Origin of the sequence: Streptomyces sp. NPDC088910, from assembly GCF_044749865.1 — a bacterium.
GTDB lineage: Bacteria > Actinomycetota > Actinomycetes > Streptomycetales > Streptomycetaceae > Actinacidiphila.
This window is the reverse complement of record NZ_JBIVIV010000004.1, coordinates 183,430-200,062: the sequence shown is the minus strand read 5'-3', so window position 1 is coordinate 200,062 and position 16,633 is coordinate 183,430. Positions and strand designations below refer to the sequence as shown.

At 73.9% G+C, this 16,633-nt stretch carries 14 protein-coding genes; 3 read left to right on the top strand and 11 right to left on the bottom strand.

Features of this window, described 5'->3' with window-relative positions:
- Positions 1-53: 53 nt before the first annotated feature.
- Together ACIP4Z_RS11950 and ACIP4Z_RS11945 are read right to left on the bottom strand one after the other, a co-directional pair.
- Positions 54-1,055 carry a hydroxymethylglutaryl-CoA lyase gene (locus ACIP4Z_RS11950; RefSeq protein WP_401306893.1) on the bottom strand — a complete coding sequence of 334 codons (1,002 nt, stop codon included), beginning with the start codon at positions 1,053-1,055 and terminating at the stop codon, positions 54-56.
- Positions 1,052-2,320, bottom strand: coding sequence for a hydroxymethylglutaryl-CoA reductase, degradative (locus ACIP4Z_RS11945; protein WP_401306890.1), 1,269 nt, complete (start codon positions 2,318-2,320; stop codon positions 1,052-1,054). Before ACIP4Z_RS11945 ends, ACIP4Z_RS11950 begins: the two co-directional genes overlap by 4 nt.
- A 211-nt stretch (positions 2,321-2,531) precedes the next feature.
- Between ACIP4Z_RS11945 and ACIP4Z_RS11940 the strand changes: the two genes are divergently transcribed.
- Positions 2,532-4,484, top strand: a complete 1,953-nt coding sequence (locus ACIP4Z_RS11940) for a helix-turn-helix domain-containing protein (RefSeq protein WP_401306887.1) — start codon at positions 2,532-2,534, stop codon at positions 4,482-4,484.
- On the opposite strand, the gene ACIP4Z_RS11935 is transcribed toward ACIP4Z_RS11940, so the two are convergent.
- The 3 genes from ACIP4Z_RS11935 to rocD form a co-directional block, all read right to left on the bottom strand.
- The gene (locus ACIP4Z_RS11935; RefSeq protein ID WP_401306884.1) at positions 4,481-5,305 is read right to left on the bottom strand and encodes a hypothetical protein; all 825 of its coding nucleotides are present in this window, start codon (positions 5,303-5,305) and stop codon (positions 4,481-4,483) included. The two genes, ACIP4Z_RS11940 and ACIP4Z_RS11935, sit on opposite strands and share 4 nt — an antisense overlap.
- Positions 5,306-5,307: 2 nt before the next feature.
- Entirely contained in the window at positions 5,308-6,546 is a 1,239-nt protein-coding gene (locus tag ACIP4Z_RS11930) for a CoA transferase (protein WP_391160958.1), read from the bottom strand.
- Between the two features lie 188 nt (positions 6,547-6,734).
- Complete coding sequence (gene rocD / locus ACIP4Z_RS11925) at positions 6,735-8,036, bottom strand: ornithine--oxo-acid transaminase (protein WP_401306880.1); 1,302 nt, start codon at positions 8,034-8,036, stop codon at positions 6,735-6,737.
- On the opposite strand from rocD, the gene ACIP4Z_RS11920 reads away from it, so the two are divergent.
- The gene (locus ACIP4Z_RS11920) at positions 7,954-8,142 is read left to right on the top strand and encodes an Lrp/AsnC ligand binding domain-containing protein (RefSeq protein ID WP_401306878.1); all 189 of its coding nucleotides are present in this window, start codon (positions 7,954-7,956) and stop codon (positions 8,140-8,142) included. The genes rocD and ACIP4Z_RS11920 overlap by 83 nt on opposite strands.
- Positions 8,143-8,146: 4 nt before the next feature.
- Here ACIP4Z_RS11920 and ACIP4Z_RS11915 read toward each other — a convergent pair whose 3' ends face one another.
- The 3 genes from ACIP4Z_RS11915 to ACIP4Z_RS11905 are packed head-to-tail and all read right to left on the bottom strand — an operon-like array spanning position 8,147 to position 12,020.
- Complete coding sequence (locus tag ACIP4Z_RS11915; RefSeq protein WP_401306876.1) at positions 8,147-9,343, bottom strand: M20 family metallopeptidase; 1,197 nt, start codon at positions 9,341-9,343, stop codon at positions 8,147-8,149.
- Complete coding sequence (locus tag ACIP4Z_RS11910; protein WP_391160967.1) at positions 9,340-10,917, bottom strand: hydantoinase/oxoprolinase N-terminal domain-containing protein; 1,578 nt, start codon at positions 10,915-10,917, stop codon at positions 9,340-9,342. The genes ACIP4Z_RS11915 and ACIP4Z_RS11910 overlap by 4 nt, the downstream gene beginning before the upstream one ends.
- Positions 10,914-12,020, bottom strand: a complete 1,107-nt coding sequence (locus ACIP4Z_RS11905; RefSeq protein WP_391046362.1) for a DUF917 family protein — start codon at positions 12,018-12,020, stop codon at positions 10,914-10,916. Before ACIP4Z_RS11905 ends, ACIP4Z_RS11910 begins: the two co-directional genes overlap by 4 nt.
- A 74-nt stretch (positions 12,021-12,094) precedes the next feature.
- Between ACIP4Z_RS11905 and ACIP4Z_RS11900 the strand changes: the two genes are divergently transcribed.
- Positions 12,095-13,579, top strand: coding sequence for a helix-turn-helix domain-containing protein (locus ACIP4Z_RS11900; RefSeq protein WP_355332829.1), 1,485 nt, complete (start codon positions 12,095-12,097; stop codon positions 13,577-13,579).
- A gap of 24 nt (positions 13,580-13,603) precedes the next feature.
- Here ACIP4Z_RS11900 and ACIP4Z_RS11895 read toward each other — a convergent pair whose 3' ends face one another.
- From ACIP4Z_RS11895 to ACIP4Z_RS11885, 3 genes are read right to left on the bottom strand one after another with little or no spacing between them, the layout of a single operon-like run.
- Positions 13,604-14,263: an FMN-binding negative transcriptional regulator gene (locus ACIP4Z_RS11895; RefSeq protein ID WP_355332832.1), complete on the bottom strand. Its 660-nt coding sequence runs from the start codon at positions 14,261-14,263 to the stop codon at positions 13,604-13,606.
- Entirely contained in the window at positions 14,256-15,122 is an 867-nt protein-coding gene (locus tag ACIP4Z_RS11890; protein ID WP_391046357.1) for an alpha/beta fold hydrolase, read from the bottom strand. The genes ACIP4Z_RS11895 and ACIP4Z_RS11890 overlap by 8 nt, the downstream gene beginning before the upstream one ends.
- 8 nt (positions 15,123-15,130) lie before the next feature.
- Positions 15,131-16,615, bottom strand: a complete 1,485-nt coding sequence (locus tag ACIP4Z_RS11885; protein ID WP_401306870.1) for an amidohydrolase — start codon at positions 16,613-16,615, stop codon at positions 15,131-15,133.
- Positions 16,616-16,633: the final 18 nt, after the last annotated feature.

Below are 16,633 nucleotides of genomic sequence, written 5' to 3'. Positions count from 1 at the left end.
CGTGCTGACCGTCCGCCAGCACTGACCGCCTGCCCGTACTGACCGCCCGCGCCTCAGCGGTCCCGGTCCCCGTCCGGCCGGTCCCCGTCCCCGTCCGGCCAGTCGCGGTCCAGGGCCTGGACGACCCGTGACGGGGACGGCCGGCCGAGGAGCGCGGTGACGCGGAGCCCCGCGCGCATCGCCGCGTCCAGGTCGACCCCGGTCTCGATGCCGAGACCGGTGAGCATCCAGAGCAGGTCCTCCGTCGCGAGGTTGCCGGTGGCGGAGCCCGCGTACGGGCAGCCGCCGATGCCGCCGACCGAGGCGTCGAAGGTCGTGACCCCGGCGAGCAGTCCCGCGTGCACGTTGGCCAGGGCCTGGCCGTAGGTGTCGTGGAAGTGCAGGGCGATCCGGTCGCGGGCCACACCCGCTTCGGCGACCGCTGCCAGGACCGCGCCCACATGGCCGGGTGTGCCGACGCCGATGGTGTCGCCGAGGCTCACCTCGTGGCACCCGGCGTCGGCCAGGTCCCGGGTGACCTCCGCGACCCGCTCCGGGCGGACCGGCCCCTCCCAGGGATCGCCGAAGACCATCGAGACATACCCGCGGACCCGGACGCCCGCCGCCAGTGCCCGCTCGGTCACCTTTCCCGCGACCTCGACCGCCTCCGAGCGGCCCATCGCCAGATTGCGGCGCGCGAAGGTCTCGGTCGCGCTGACGAAGACCGCGACGGCCGACGCCCCGGCGTCCAGGGCGCGGTCAAGACCGCGGTCGTTCGGCACCAGGACGGGGTGTCTGCTCAGGTCCGCGCCCGCCTCCCGCAGCGCGGCGAGCACGTCGGCGGCGTCCGCCAACTGCGGGATCCAGCGCGGGGAGACGAAGCTGGTCGCCTCGACCACGGGCAGCCCGGCGGCGGTCAGGTCGCGGATCAGCCGGACCTTGGCCGCGGTGGGCACCCGCGCCTTCTCGGCCTGGAGCCCGTCGCGGGCCCCGACCTCGTAGACCGTCACCCGGTCCGGCAGTCCTGGCGACCGGTGGGCGACGGGCAGTCCGAGCGCGGCCGGTGACCGGGTCACGGCCGGTCCCGCAGTTCGGCCAGGATCCGCTCGGCGGCGTCCGCGCGTACGGACCTGTCCGCGACCATCCGCGCGACGACCGTGTCGATCTCGGCGGCGGTGGCCCCCGCGGTGACGGCCACATTGCGCGCGTGCAGCGACATGTGGCCGCGCTGGATGCCCTCGGTGGCCAGCGCCCGCACCGCCGCGGCGTTCTGGGCCAGGCCGACGGCCACGATGATCTCGGCCAGCTCGCTCGCCGTCTCCACCCCGAGCAGTGTGACGTTGGCCCGCGCCACGGGGTGCACCTTGGTGGCACCGCCGACCAGTCCGACCGGCATGGGCAGCTCCAGCGTGCCGACCAGGTCGCCGTCGGCGTTCTTCTCGAAGCGCGACATCGCGGTGTAGCGGCCGTCAGGACCGACCGCGTGGGAGTGCGCGCCCGCCTCGACCGCGCGGGTGTCGTTGCCGGTCGCCAGGACGACGGCGGTGACGCCGTTCATGATGCCCTTGTTGTGGGTGGCGGCGCGGTAGGGGTCGGCGACGGCGAATTCGGCCGCGTCCAGCATGTTCTCCACGACGGCGGGGCCGCCGAGCAGGCCCGCGTCGAAGGTCGCCGAGACACGGGTGAGGCGCAGGTCGGCCTTGTTGGTGAGGATGCGCAGGAGGGTCCGCCCGCGGGCGATCTCGGCCGCGCGGGGGGCGATGGCCTCGGCCATGGTGTTGACCGCGTTCGCGCCCATGGCGTCGCGCACGTCGACCACGAGGTGCAGCACCACGTAGGTCTGCCGCCTGCTGGGCACCAGCCGCACGGAGATCTCGCGCGCCCCGCCGCCGAACCGGACCAACGCGGGGTCCTGTTCGTTGGCGAGCGCGATCAGTTCCCCGGCCGCGGACAGCAGCCGCACCCGCGCGCCCGCCGGGTCTGCGACGTCGAGGATCTGCACCTGCGCCTGCATGAGCGGGACGCTGGACGAGGTACGGAAGCCCCCGTGGTCGCGGGTCATCCGGGCGAGGTTCGAGGCCGCCGCGACGACCGAGGGCTCCTCGGTCGCCATGGGGACGAGGACGTCGCGGCCGTTCACCACGAAGTTGGTCGCGATGCCGACCGGGAGGCCGAGGACGCCGACGACGTTCTCGACCATGTGGTCGGCCTGGTCGAGCGAGAGGCCCCGGTCCGGCGAGAGCGCGTCGAACAGGGCGAGGGGCACCTCCATGGCCTCGGCGGCGCGGGCACGGCGCTGGTCGACGGAGAGATTCCTGAAACCCGACAGACGGCTGGTCACGATGCCATGGCCTTCCTCCGGAAGCGGTCACGGGCGGGAGCGGTGGTGCCGAGGGACGCGCGGGGGCGCGTCCCTCGGGTGCTGGTCACGCTAACGACGGCGCGGAACCCCCCGCTATGGACCATCAGCACGCCGTACGGCACGCTGAGTGTGCGCAGCGCACAGCGGCCGACGGCAGAGGCCGGCGCGGCGCGCGGAGGGAGCGGTCGCGGTGGAGAGCGGAGCCGAGCGGGCGGACCGGAGTACGGCGGACGGCGGTACGGCGGAAGGCCGCGCGCGGGCGCTGGCGGTCGTCCTGGACGCGGCCGTCGGCGAACAGGCGGTGGACCCCTACCGGCTGGACGGCGCGCTCGCGGACCTCGGCGTGACCGGCGGTGCCGCGGCGGGCGCCGCGGAGCGGCTGTACCGGCTGCGGCGCGACCAACTGCGGCTGCGCCGCCGTGAGCACGAGCTGACCGCCCTGTTCTCCAGCGCCCGGGAGCTGGCCGAGGAGCGGGACGCCGACGCGCTGCTGGCCCGGCTGGTGGAGCGCGCGCACGACATGATGGACTCCGACGTCACGTATCTGTCGGAGTTCGACGCCGCCAGCCTGACGCTGCGGGTCCGCAAGACGGCGGGCTCGGTCAGCCCGCGCTTCCAGCGCCTGGTGGTGCCGCCCGGCCGCGGACTGGCCAGCCTCGTGGTCGAGACCCGCGCCGCGCAGTGGGTGACGCGCTACGAGGACGACTCCGCCGGGTGGCACGAGGACTCGCTGTCCGAGGCGGTCGCCGCCGAGGGCCTGGTCTCGCTCCTCGGCGTGCCGCTGCTCTCCGACGAGGACGTCCTGGGGGTGCTGTTCGTCGGGACCCGCGACGAGCACGCCTTCACCCCCGAGCAGGTCGCGCTGCTCTCGGCGCTCGCCAACCACGCCTCGGTGGTGCTCCAGACCGCGCAGCGGCTCCAGCGCCTCCAGCGCTCGCAGGAGGAGGCGCGCGACGCCCTGGAGCGGTTGAGGGAGCACCTGGTCGAGCGGGACCGCGCCAACGCGGTGCATCAGCAGCTCATCCGGTCCGTGCTGGAGGACAGCGACTTCTCGCCGATCGCGGAGAAGCTCGCCGAGGCCCTGGACCGCGCGGTGGCCGTCGTGGACGAGTACGGCGAGGTGATCGTGACGGCCGGGCGCGCCCTGTCCGCCGACGAACTGCGCCGCGCACCCGTCGCCGAGGCCGTCCGGGCCAGCCATGACTCGGGCCGCTGCGTCCTGGTCGAGGACGGCGGGGACATCGGGGCGGTCGCCGCCCTGACGACCGGCTCGTACTACTTCGGCGCCGTGCTGCTCGGTACGGGCGGTTTCCCGCTCAGCTCCGTCGACCTGCGGACCATCGAGCGGGGGGCGCAGGTCGGCACGCTCCTGGCCATGCAGCGGCAGGCCGTGTCCGACGCGGAGCACCGCAGGCAGGGCGAGTTGCTGGCCGATCTGCTGGACGGCTCGCCCGACCGCCGTCGCGACGCGGTGCGCCGGGCCAAGCGGTTGCGCGTCCCGGTCCAGGACCTCGACACCCTCGTGCTCTTCGCCGTGCCGGGCGAGCACCGGCCGCAGGCGACCCGTACGCTGCTCGGTCCGCTGCACAGCCGGGCGCTGGTGGGCGAGTACGGCGGCCATGTCGCCGTCGCCCTGTCGTCCCGGCAGCCCGGCGTCACGGTCCAGCGGCTCCACGACCAGCTGCGCGCGGCGCTGTCGGTCCCGGTCCTGTCGGTGAGCGCCGCCGCGTCCGGCGACCTGCCCGCGGCGGTGGTGACAGCGCAGCGCACCGTCCGGCTGCTCCAGGCGCTGGGGGCGGGCGACCTCGCGGCGCGGGCCGAGGACTACCACCCCTACGCGGCCGTCTTCGAGCCCGACCCCGCCGCCCTGACCGCGTATCTCGACACGATGGTGGGGCCGGTACGGCGCTACGACGCCGAGCACGGTACGGATCTGCTCGCCACCCTGCGCGCCTTCGTGCGCAACCAGTCGAGCCCGACCAGGACCGGCCGGGAGCTGGGTTTCCACACCAACACGATCCTCCAGCGGCTCGAACGGCTGACCCGGCTCCTGGGCGAGGGCTGGCGCGACGACGAGCTGTTCTTCCGACTGTCGCTCGCCGTCCGCCTGGACGAGATCGCCGAGCGGCTGCGCCGCCTCTAGAGCGTGTCCGTACGCACCCGGCCCCGGGCGAGTTCGCGATGGTCGGCGTCCAGGGCGCGGACCCGTACGCCGTCGGCGTCCTCGCGGCCGACCAGGGTCACCGGCCGGTCGACGAACGCGGGCGAGACCGAGCGCATCGAGAACTCGCGGACCGTGCGGCCGGGCAGTGAGCGCGTCGCGAAGTCGAGCAGGAGCATGCGCATCAGGGGGCCGTGCACCAGCAGGTCGGGCAGGCCCTCGACGTCCTGCGCCCAGGCCCGGTCGTAGTGCACCCGGTGGGTGTTGAAGGTCAGCGCCGAGTACCGGAAGAGTTGCCGGCTGTCCAGGGTCGCCCGCCGCGACCAGTCCCACTGCTCGGCCTCGCCCGCCGGTACGTCGGCGGGCGCGGCGGCGGGGTCGCTCGCGGGCAGGAACACGTCGTGCCAGGTGCTCGTGACCGCGACGGCGCCGTCCACCAGGTAGCTCCGCTCGATGTCGGCGAAGACCAGCTCCCCCGCCCGGCCGCGCTTGCGGGTCACGGCGCCGAGCGCGGTGCGCTGCTCGACCGTGTCGCCGTAGCGCAGGGGCCGCAGGAAGCGGGTGTCCTCACCGGCGTACATGCGCCGGGGCAGGCCGGGGTCGGGCACCGTGCCGTCGCCGCCGGGCGAGCCGTCGGGGCGCAGGTCGGCGAAGGCCGCGTCGAAGGGGAAGTAGATCCCCTCCCAGCCCGGGGGCAGCGGCTCGCCGGGGACCGGCTCAGGGGCGCTGGGCGCGAAGGTGGAGCGATACGCGGCGGCGGGCCCGGTCAGCAACGGCTCGCGACGGACGATCTCCTGACCCATCGTCAGATCACCTTCGCCGCGCGCAGCTCTTCGATCCGCGCCCGGTCGTAGCCCGCGAAGCGGCGCAGCACCTCGTCGGTGTGCTCCCCCACCTTGTTGGCCGGTCGCCCCGGCACGGCGGGGGTGGCGCTGAGCTTGATGGGCGAGCCGAACATCCGCAGCGCGCCCAGCGGGCCGTAGTCGGCCTCGACGATCATGTCCCGCTCGGCGGTGCCCGGGTCCTCGACGACCTCCCCGATGTCGCGGACGGCCGTCAGCGGGATGACATCGCCCGCGAGGTCTTCGAGTTCCTGCCGGGTCCGCCCGGCGAACCAGCCGGTGACCAGCGGCTTCACCCGGCGGTCGTACGTCTCCTTGTCGAAGCGTTTGCGCATCGTGTCGATCTCGGGGTCCGTGGCCGCCTCCGGTGTGCCGAACAGCGCGCAACTGGCCGCCCAGAGCCTGTCGGTGTAGCCGCCGAAGAACACCTGCCCGTCGGCGCACGGGAACAGCTCGTACGGCCTGACCCAGGCGTGCTCGTTCCCGGCCGGTGCCGCGACCTTCCGGTCGACGGTGTAGTCGACGACGGCCGTCTCGGTCATGGCGACGACGCTGTCGACCTGGGCGACGTCGACCAGCTGGCCGACGCCGGTGCTCTCGGCGTGCCGCAGGGCGGCCAGGGTGCCGATGACGGCGAACATCGTGGCCGACAGGTCCCCGATGGTGACGCCCACCCGCACCGGCGGGGTGTCGGGGTAGCCGTTCATCGACCACAGGCCGCCCGCGGCCTGCGCGGTGCTGTCGAAGGCCGGACGGCGGCGGCGGCTGCCCGTCTGGCCGTAGCCGGAGATGGCCGTGTACACCAGGCGGGGGTTGATCCCGGCCAGCACCTCGTAGCCCAGGCCGAGCTTGTCCATGGTGCCGGGCCGGAAGTTCTCGACGAGGACGTCGGCGTGGGCGACCAGGTCCTTGAGGGCCTGCTTGCCTTCGTCACGGGCCAGGTCGAGGCAGACACCGAGCTTGCCGCGGTTGTACTGGCCGTAGTACCCGCTGAACTCCTCGTCGTCCGAGCGCAGGTACGGCGGGAAGCCGCGCGAGACATCGGGGTTCGCGGGGTTCTCGACCTTGATGACGGTCGCGCCGAGGTCGGCCAGCGTCTGCGCGGCGTACGGTCCCGCCAGGACGTGGGACAGGTCGACGACGACCACTCCGGTCAGTGCGGCCCTGCCGTCGGCGCCGGTCTCCGGCTGGTCCCTGTGCATCGAGCACCCCTGCCTCTTCGTTCTCGTCGGCTCCGCCGCGTGGACACGGCCCGCGTGCCGTATGTCTGTTTCCGCCTCTGCGCCGCACGATAGCCGTGGCGCCGACCGGCGGCGATGGGCCCACCGTCCATCACCACCGCCGGATCCTGGGCCCTCGTCACTGCCGTCCCGTGGACGGCGGAACCCGCTTACGCCAGCGCCCGCAGGACGTCGGCGAGCTGGGCGACGCCCCAGGACAGCTCGCTCGGCTCGATCACCAGGGGAGGCGAGAGCCGCACGGTGGAGCCGTGGGTGTCCTTCGCGAGGACGCCGCGCCGGGCCAGTTCCTCGCAGACGGTACGGCCGGTGGCGAGCGCGGGGTCGACGTCGATCCCCGCCCACAGCCCGATGGTCCGGACCGAGACCAGCCCCTGGCCGACCAACGGCGTCAGCTCGTCCCGCAGTCGCGCCCCCAGGGTCCGGGCGCGCTCCTGGTACTCCCCGGTCCTCAGCAGGTCGACGACGGCGGTCCCGATCCGGCAGGCCAGCGGGTTGCCGCCGAAGGTCGAGCCGTGCTGCCCCGGGCGCAGGACACCGAGGATGTCGCTGTCGGCGACCACCGCGGACGCGGGAACGATGCCGCCGCCGAGCGCCTTGCCCAGGATGTAGACGTCGGGCGTCACTCCGACGTGGTCGCAGGCGAAGGTCTCCCCCGTGCGCCCCAGGCCCGACTGGATCTCGTCGGCGAGGAACAGGACGCCCCGCTCGTCACAGATCCGGCGCACCGCGGGCAGATAGCCCGCGTCGGGGATGATCACACCGGCCTCGCCCTGCACCGGCTCCAGCAGCACGGCGGCGGTGTCGGGGGTGATCGCCGCCTCCAGGGCCGCGGCGTCGTTGTAGGGCACCGTCACGAAGCCCGGGGTGAACGGTCCGAATCCGTTCCTGGCGTCGGGGTCGTCGGAGAAGCCGACGACGGTGGTCGTCCGGCCGTGGAAGTTGCCGGAGGCCACGATGATCTCGGCCCGGTTCTCGCGGACGCCCTTGACCTCGTAGGCCCACTTCCTGGCGACCTTGATGGCGGTCTCGACGGCCTCCCCGCCGGTGTTCATCGGCACCATCATGTCCTTGCCGGCCAGGTCGCAGAGGGCCGCGGCGTACCGCTCCATCTCGGTGTGGTCGTAGGCGCGGCTGATCAGGGTCATGGCCGCGAGCTGGTCGTGGGCCGCCGCGAGCAGGGTGGGGTTGCCGTGGCCGAAGTTCATCGCGGAGTAGGCGCTGAGCATGTCGAGGAAGCGGCTGCCCGAGGCGTCCGTGACCCAGACGCCCCGCGCGGACTCGGCCCGCACCGGAAGGGGCGCGTAGTTGTTGGCGAGACGGCTCACCCGGCGCTGCGGAACGGTGGTCTCTGCGTGCACAATGTCCTCCTTGAACGTTTGTTTCGAACGTGTCGGGGTGTGGAACGTGTCGGGGGTCGCGGACGCCCTGGTCCGTGTCCTGGCGGGCTCCATCGCGGAGTTGGAGGACACCATCGAGCAGATCCGCCGCACCGACCGGCTCTACCGGACCCGGAGCGCGACCGTCCTCTCGCGCCTGTTCGAGCGCGCGCTCGGCTGAGCGGTCACCGCGGGCGCGGCGCCCCTCGGCCCGCGAGGCGGCGCCATGCCAGTTCCGCCAGGAGCGCCGCGTGTTCGTCGAGGCGGGAGTCGTCGAAGACCGCCCGATCGGAGTGCATCGGACCGCTCGTACCGTCCTCGGGCCGTACGCCGAGGAAGACCAGCGTGCCGGGCACCTTTTCGAGCACGTAGGCGAAGTCCTCCGAGGCCATGCCGGGGAACGGCAGGCGCACCACCCGGTCGCCGTAGCGCTCGTCGAGCACCGCGAGCACCCGCTCGGTCTCTGCCGGGTCGTTGACCGTCACCGGGTACGACTCGACGTACTCGGTGTCGACCGCGCAGCCGTGCGCCTCGCCGAGCGCGACGGCCAGCGCCGGGAGTTCGTCACGCACCAGCGCGAGCGTCGCGGGTGACAGGGCGCGGATGTTCGCCTCCAGGCTGACGGAGGCGGCGAGGACGTTGCCCGCGGCGGAGTCGGAGGAGACACGGGTCACCGAGACCACGGCCGGGTCGGCGACCGGTATCCGGCGCGCCACGAAGGACTGCGTCGCGAGGATGATCTCTGCCGCGACCGGGACCGGGTCGAACCCGTGGTGGGGGTAGGCGGCGTGGCCCCCGGTCCCGGTCACCCGGATGTGCAGCGCGCTGACGCTCGACATCATCGGACCCGGCCGGGTGACCGCCCGGCCCTTCGGCGTCACGCAGTCGACATGGACGGCGTACGCGGCGACCGGGCGCTCGCCCGCCGCGTCCAGGACGCCTTCCTCGATCATCAGCCGACCGCCCGCGTATCCCTCCTCGCCGGGCTGGAACATGAACACGACGGTGCCGGGCAGCTGCGCGCGGCGGGCCGCGAGGAGCCGGGCGGCGCCGACCAGGCCCGCCATGTGCAGGTCGTGGCCGCAGGCGTGCATGGCGCCGTTGGCCGCCGCGAACGGCAGGCCGGTGGCCTCCAGGACCGGCAGGGCGTCCATGTCGGAGCGCAGCAGGACGACGGGGCCCGGCCGGCCGCCGCGCAGCACGGCCGTCACCGACGTCAGACCGTCCCCGGTGGTGATCTCCAGGCCGAGGCCGTCCAGCGCGGTGAGGACCGCCGCCTGCGTCCGGGGCAGGTCGAGGCCGACCTCGGGGTGGGCGTGCAGCGCGCGGCGCAGCGCCACAAGGTCGGCGAGCGCCGCGTCACCCGCGGTGAACCCCGTCACCGCGCCGCGGCCCGTTCGCCGAGCCGCGCCAGCGGTCCCGCGGCCTTGACCGACACTTCCACGGTCGGCCGGTCGCTGTAGGGGACGGGGGTCTCCAGCACGTCGACGACGGCCACTTCCAGCGGGTCGGCGCCCGCCTGGATCGCCTTGGCGATCGCCGCCTCCGACGCCTGGGCGATGGCCGCCTCCCGGTCCTCCAGCGGGCTGATCTGGTCGGCGCGGCCTCCGGCGAGCGAGATCGCGGCGCCCACCGCGTTCGCCACGTCGCCGTGGTCGGGCCGCACGATGGGACCGGCGCCCGGCAGGTCGTCGGGTACGAGGAAGCCGCCGCCGCCGACCACCACGAGCGGCAGGTCGGCGCGGCCGAGGGAGAGCCGTTCCACGGCTTCCTCGATCAGCACGTGCGCGCGCTCCAGGGCGGCGCGCAGCGCCTGCTCGTTGGCGGCCGTCTGGGCGGGGAGGGTCCGTCCGGCGATCGAGGCCCCCGCGAGGGCCGCCGCGTCGGTCAGGGTCGGCGTCCGGCCGCCGAAGAGCAGGCCCTCCGTCGCGATCCGGTAGCCCACCGAGCCCGGTCCGACAGCGCCGGTCACCGGGTCGATGGTCGTACCGCCGCCCACGCCGAGGCTGAGGATGTCGGGCATCCGGAAGTTGGTCCGTACGCCGCCGATCTCGCGGGGCAGCGTGGACTCGCGGGGGAATCCGTTCACCACGACGCCCAGGTCCGAGGTGGTGCCGCCGACGTCGATGACGATCGCGTTGGTGGCGCCGGAGAGGTAGGCCGCGCCGCGGATGGAGTTCGCGGGGCCGGAGCCGATGGTGAGCACCGGGTACCGGGCGGCGTAGTCCAGCGACATCAGCGTGCCGTCGTTCTGCGCGAAGAAGGTGACGGCGTCGAGCCCTTCCTCGTCGACGACCGTCACCAGGGCCTCGGTGACCGAGCGGGCCACGCTGTGCAGCGCCGCGTTGAGGACGGTGGCGTTCTCCCGCTCCAGCAGACCGGTGGGACCGATGTCGTGACTGAGGAAGACGCGCGCGTCGGGGCCGAGGTGGGCGCGGAGCAGTTCGGCGACCTCGAGTTCCTGGTCCGGCATCGAGGGGCTGAAGATGCCGGTCACGGCGACGGCGTCGAAGTGGTCGAGGCCGTCGAGGAAGCGCAGGATGGCGTCCCGGTCCAGCGGCGCGATCGGCGTGCCGTCGACCATGTGGCCGCCGCCGACCATCGCGGACCCGGCCAGGATGAGCCCGGCGAGATCGCCCGGCCAGCCGAGCAGCGGCGGGTACTCGGTCGCCGCCGGGGCGCCGAGCCGGATGGTCGCCACCCGGTCGAGCTGCCGCCGGGCGACGATCGCGTTGGTGGCGTGCGTGGTGCCGAGCATGACCCGTGAGACCCGTGACCGGTCCTCGCCGAGCGCTGTGAGCACATGGGCGATTCCGGCCCTGATGCCGCCGGTGACGTCGTCGGTCGTCGCCTGCTTGGTGTGGGCGAGCACGGTGCCGGTGCTGTCGATGGCGACGGCGTCGGTGTTTGTGCCGCCGACGTCGACGCCGATGGAGAGATCGCGCGTGGCCGTCATCGGGTGCTTCCTTCGAAGGGGGTGTAGGTCAGCTCGTATCCGAACGCCCGCGGTCCGGCCAGTTCCAGGCCGCGCGGTGTCCGCCAGATCGGGTCGCAGGCCCAGGCGAGTACGGAGACGCGCTGGCCGTACCGCAGCATCTCGGTGGTGATCGCGTGGCCGGTCTCGGCGTCGATGATGGTGACGTTGTCGGGGACGCTCACGAGCACTTCGCCGTCCTCCAGGACGACCAGGTTCTCGTTCTGGATCTCCAGGCGCTGGAGCCTGCCGCGGTCGGTGCCCGTACCGGCGATCGTCACGGAGCCGCGGGAGAAACCGCCGACGGTGCGGCGGTCGAGGTCGGTGATCTTGCCGGTGAGCAGGATCGAGCCGCCGAGCTCCGCGGCCACGGCGGCGACCGGCTCGGGTGAGGAGAGCAGGGCGTGGCCGACGCGGATGGCGGCGCTGACCGTGCCCTCGACGACGGCGCCCTTGGCCGTCTCGGCCGTGAGGGGGTAGTGCACGCCGAGGCAGATGGAGCCGCTGGCGACGGTGAGGGCGCGCGCGTGCCGCTCCAGCCAGTGCAGGTCGACGGTCTTGAGCACCGAGACGTTGCCGACCACGTCGCTCAGGACGGAGAAGTCGCACGGGACTCCGGCGACGTTCATGGCGACCATCGCCGCGTCGGGGAAGGCCCGGCCCATGCCGTCGGCGTCGAGCAGCTTCAGCCCGAGGCGGGAGGCCCAGCCCACCGGCCCGACGCCGTTGCTGCCGCCGATCTCCGCGGCCATGAGGGCGGTGATGGGGCGGCCGGCGACGGCCTCTGCCTCGCGGACGAGGAGGTCGACCTGGCGGTTGGAGGAGAGCATCTCGATGCCCACGGTGGGGGCGCCGATGCCCGACATGAGGATCACCAGGTCGTCGGGGCCGAGATCGTCGACGGTGACCAGGGGCACCGGGCCGTTCGCGCGGAGCGCTTCCTCGGCGACGATCTGCGAGGTGTAGACCGCCCCGCCGCCCCCGGTGCCGAAGATCGCTGTGCCCGCGGCCAGCGCCGCGACGTCTGAGGCCGCGACGGCGGAGGCCCTGTGAGGGGCGGGCGCGTCGAGGGGTGTGTGAACCATGGGCCTCACGATATGGCGACGCCCTGACCGCACCTATGGCCCGAGAGTCCAGAGAATCGCGTCATACTGTGCTGATGGCACAACTGACCGTCTCCGACCTCGCCGCCCAGGGCGACCGCCTCGGCATCCGGCACCGCGCCGGGCCCGCGGACGGGCGCGCCGTCGTACGGGTGGACGTCTCGCCGCTCGACCTGCTGGGCACCGTGCCCGCCGGAACCCTCGTCATCGTTCCCGGCACCGAGCACCCGCCGCCGTACCGGCTGGACGTGGCGCTGCGTCAGGCGAGCGCGCGCGAGGTCGCGGGGCTCGTGTTCACGACCGAGCTGACCCTGCCCGACACCGCCAGGGTGCTCGCCGACCGCGGCGGTGTGCCGGTCTTCGCCGCTCCCGGCGCGCGGTCGGCCGATCTGGCCCTCGTGGTCGACCGGCTGCTGTCGGGCGGCGCGTCCGAGGCGATCATGCGGGCGACGCACGCCATCGAGAAGGCCACCGAGGCCGCGGCGGGACCGGACGGGACGCCCGAGCACATCCTCGCCGAGGCCAACCGCATGCTCGGCTCGGAGCTCGCCGTGGTGGAGGACGCCACCGTGACCTGGTCGGCGGCCGACGCGGTCTGCGTCGGCGAGGTGCCGATCGGGCGGCTCGTCGGGAACCGGTCGGACCCGGCGATGGCCATCGCCCTGCCCGTCGTCGCCTCGCTGCTGTCGCGGGCCGCCCAGCGCCAGATCAGCGACCGTTTCGCGCCCACCCAGTCGCGGTCGGACCTCATCGTCGAGCTGGTGCTCGCCGAGTCCCACCGGGTCGAGGGCTTCGTCGGCCAGGCCGCGATGCTCGGCCTCCCCCTCCAGCTCTCGCACGTCGCGGCCTGGCTGATCCCGACCGGCCTCGACAACCCCGAGGCGCGGGCTCCGCGAAGCGTGCAGCCCGCGCTTGAGCTGTTCGCGCTCCAACTGGTCGACGGCCGGGACGAGATGTGGCACGTCGCGTTCGTCCAGGACGACCTGCTCCTGGTCAGCACCGAGGAGCACGGCGCGGGCGACCACCAGCGGCGGCTGCGGGAGGTGGCCGTCCGGCTCCAGGAGTACGCGCGCGGCCTGACCGGGCACGGGTGGGAGTACACGCTCGGCCTCGGCACCCCGCAGACGGGCGCGGCGGGGCTGCGTTCGTCGGCCGCGGAAGCGCGGATCGCCGCCGGTTCCGCGATCGCGGCCGGGCGCCTCGGCAGCGTCGAACTGACGGACGTGACGGGCCTGCGCCGGGTGCTGCTCGACGTGTACGCCTCCCCGACCAGCCGCAGCCTGCTGGCGGACATCCTGCTGCCGCTGGACGCGCTCGGACCCGAGCGGGCGCACATCTCGGTGCAGACGCTGCTCGCCTACCTGTCGCACCGCAACTCCCTGGCCCACGCGGGCCGCGAGCTGAATCTGCACCCCAACGCCGTCGGCTACCGGCTCAAGCGGGTCCGCGACACGCTCCAGCTCGACCTCGACGACCCGGACACGCGCTTCGCGGTCGAACTCGCCTGCCGGGTGCGGCTGCTCGGCGCCAGCCGCCGCTGAGCGACGGCGCCGGGCACGGCGCGGTCAGTCGCGCACGGCGCGCATCCGCGCGGCAAGGCCGGGGTTCGCGTACGGGCCGTCCCCGTCGAGGGCCGCGAGGATGCGCGCGACGACCGGTTCTGGCTTGTCCTGGCTCATCTTCTCCTTGGTGACCGCGCGGGTGACCCGCATGCGGAAGCCGACCGTGCCGTGCACGATGCGCTGCGCGTAGGCGGCGTTCTCCGCCGTGCCGCGCATCAGGAACGGGTTGGGCACGGGCGCCTCGAAGTGGGCCACGAGCCGGTCGAGGACGGCCAGATTCTCCTCGTCCGGGAGGATGTCGGGCACGCCGTACAGGTGGGCGGTGGCGAAGTTCCAGGTGGGTACGGCGGTGGGCAGGTCGTACCAGCTCGGCGAGATGTAGCCGCTGGGGCCGTAGACGACCACGCACAGCTCCTGGGTGCCGAGCCGGTGCAGCGCCTCGTCGGGGCGGCCGACATGGCTGACCAGCACCAGTTCGCCGGGGGCCGTGGAGTCTTCTGGGGCCCCGGACTCCTCGGGCTCCTCGATCAGGAACGGGTAGTGCGAGACGACGGGCCCCGCGCCGTCGGCGCCGTTGGACACCATGGTCGCCCAGGGGTGTCCGCGCAGCAGGTCCGCGGCCCAGGCGAGGCCGCCGCCGGTGTACTCGGGGGTCTCACGCATGGTCGCTCCGCTCCGCTCGCGCCGCCGTGCGCGCGAACGCGCGGACGAAGTCGGGCCACAGCTCGCGCGGGATGTCGTGGCCCATCTCCTCGTAGAGGTGCACCTCGGCCCGCGGCATGATCTCCGCGAAGGCCAGCGCGGCCCGCCAGTGCAGTGACTGGTCGCCGCGCCCGTGGATGACCAGCGTCGGCACCGTGACCTCGCGAAGGTCGTCGCGGCGCTCCAACGGGCCGCGCAGCATGGCGTTCCACTGCCGCACCAGGCCGTCGGGGCGGTAGACCCGGTCGTAGTAGCGGGCGCCGAGGGCGGCCGACTCCTCGGCGTCGAAGGGGAAGCCCGGCGACTGGTAGTTCCGCTGGCCGCCGACGAACATCTCGATGTAGGCCGCGCGGTCCAGCCGTTCGGGCGCCCGCGACACCGGCCGACCGTCCCCGTGCGTCCCGACCAGGAACTCCGGCTCGCTCGACGGCGAGGTCGACATCAGGCCCAGGCTCGCGACCCGTCCGGGGTGCTCGATCGCGACCAACTGCGCGATGTAGCCGCCCATCGACATACCGGCCAGGTGCGCGCGGCCGATGCCGAGGTGGTCGAGGAGCGCGACGACGTCGTCGGCCATGTCGGAGAGGTCGTACGTGGCGGCGAACTCGTCGGGTCCGCCGGTCTGCTGGGAGAGCCCGACGTCCCGGTTGTCCGGGCGTACGACGTAGAAGCCCGCGTCGGCCAACAGCGCCACGAACGCGTCGTGCCAGCCGATGAGTTGGGCGCCGCCGCCGTGCACGAGCACCAGCGGACGCCCGGCCGGGTCGCCGTCGGTCTCGTAATGGACCTCGATGCCGGCGGGTGTGATGAGGGTGGGCATCGGATCTCCTACAGGTTCGTCCAGGTGGGCCGGCCGCCCAGCACGGTGGCGGCGACCGGCAGGGTGCGCAGCGCTTCGGCGTCCAGCTCCAGCGGGTCCTCGTCGAGGACGACGAGGTCGGCCGGGTCACCGGCCGTCACGTCCATCCGGCCGCGGGCGCTCGCGGACAGGGCCGCCTCGCGGGTGATCCGCTCGTCCGGGTGCCACGGCTCGCGGCCGTCGCGGCTGCGCGAGACGGCGGCGCTGATCGCCACCCACGGGTCGAGCGGCGAGACGGGCGCGTCGGAGCCGAGCGCGAGGGTCGCCCCCGCGTCCAGCAGCGAGCGGAACGCGAACGCCCGGTCGCTGCGGCCCGCCCAGTGCGTGTCGGCGACGTCGCGGTCGTCCATGGCGTGCTCGGGCTGCACGCTCGCGACCAGGCCGAGCCGGCCGAAGCGGGCGAAGTCGGCGGCGGACACGAGCTGGGCGTGCTCGACGGTGCCCGGTATGCCCAGGCGCTCGAAGGCGTCGATCACCTGGGTGTTGGCGCGGTCGCCGATGGCGTGGACGGCCGCCGCGATGCCCGCCGCGTCCGCGCGGGCGAGCAGTTCCCCGACCCGCTCGGGTGCGACGGACTGCACCCCGCACGGGTGCGGGTGGTCGGCGGGCAGCCCCGGATAGGGGTCCCAGCACAGCGCCGTACGGGTGTTGAGGGAGCCGTCGACCACGATCTTGAGCCGCCCCATGGTGATGAGCCCGCTCGGTTCGAGGAGGTCGCCGGTCCGCAGGCCACGGCCGATCGCGTCGTCGAGCCGGTCGGGCCACACCGACGCCTCCACGCGCAGCGCGGTCACTCCGGCGGCGACCCGCTCGGGCCAGAAGCGGGTGATGTCGGCGTTCTCGAAGTCCACGATCCCGACGACGCCCCTGGCCGCTGCGGCCTGGGCCGCGGCCCGGTGGTCGGCGGCCTCGGGCCGGTGGTCGCGGTCGAGGACGTCGAGCGTTCCGATCCACTCGGTCTCGCGCAGCACGCCGTCCTCGGGCGGGCGCACGCCGAGGCGGCGCGCGGCGGCGGAGTTGAGCCAGCCGCAGTGCAGGTCGCCGGAGACGAGCACCAGGCCGCGGTCGGCCGATATCGCGTCGAGGGCGGCCAGGCTCGGGGCGTCGGGCCACAGCGCGTCCCGGAAGCCGTAGCCGACCAGGAGGTCGGACGCGGTGGCGGCCAGCGCGTCGCGCATGATCGTGGCCGCGTGCGCGGCGGACGTGGCGGGGGCGAGGTCGACCCGGCGGCTGCGGATGACCCACTGGTCGAAGTGGGTGTGCGCGTCCCACAGGCCGGGGCGCACGAAGCGCCCGTCGAGGTCGAGGGCCGCCGCCGCCGGGAGGTCGCCGCCGGTCGGCGCGACGCTCTCGATCAGGCCGTCGCGCAGCACGAGGTCCCACTGCCCCGGGGTGCGCGGGATGCGCGCGCGGCGCAGGACGAGGTCGGGCACGGGGCTCATGGGCGACCGCATCTCAGGTGTTCCTCCGGA

Coding starts and splice junctions, on each gene's coding strand:
- ACIP4Z_RS11895 (WP_355332832.1), bottom strand. CDS start 14,263: ATGCGTGAGACCCCCGAGTACACCGGCGGCGGCCTCGCCTGGGCCGCG.
- ACIP4Z_RS11890 (WP_391046357.1), bottom strand. CDS start 15,122: ATGCCCACCCTCATCACACCCGCCGGCATCGAGGTCCATTACGAGACC.
- ACIP4Z_RS11900 (WP_355332829.1), top strand. CDS start 12,095: ATGGCACAACTGACCGTCTCCGACCTCGCCGCCCAGGGCGACCGCCTC.
- rocD (WP_401306880.1), bottom strand. CDS start 8,036: ATGGAGCCCGCCAGGACACGGACCAGGGCGTCCGCGACCCCCGACACG.
- ACIP4Z_RS11885 (WP_401306870.1), bottom strand. CDS start 16,615: ATGCGGTCGCCCATGAGCCCCGTGCCCGACCTCGTCCTGCGCCGCGCG.
- ACIP4Z_RS11935 (WP_401306884.1), bottom strand. CDS start 5,305: ATGGGTCAGGAGATCGTCCGTCGCGAGCCGTTGCTGACCGGGCCCGCC.
- ACIP4Z_RS11905 (WP_391046362.1), bottom strand. CDS start 12,020: ATGGTTCACACACCCCTCGACGCGCCCGCCCCTCACAGGGCCTCCGCC.
- ACIP4Z_RS11910 (WP_391160967.1), bottom strand. CDS start 10,917: ATGACGGCCACGCGCGATCTCTCCATCGGCGTCGACGTCGGCGGCACA.
- ACIP4Z_RS11930 (WP_391160958.1), bottom strand. CDS start 6,546: ATGCACAGGGACCAGCCGGAGACCGGCGCCGACGGCAGGGCCGCACTG.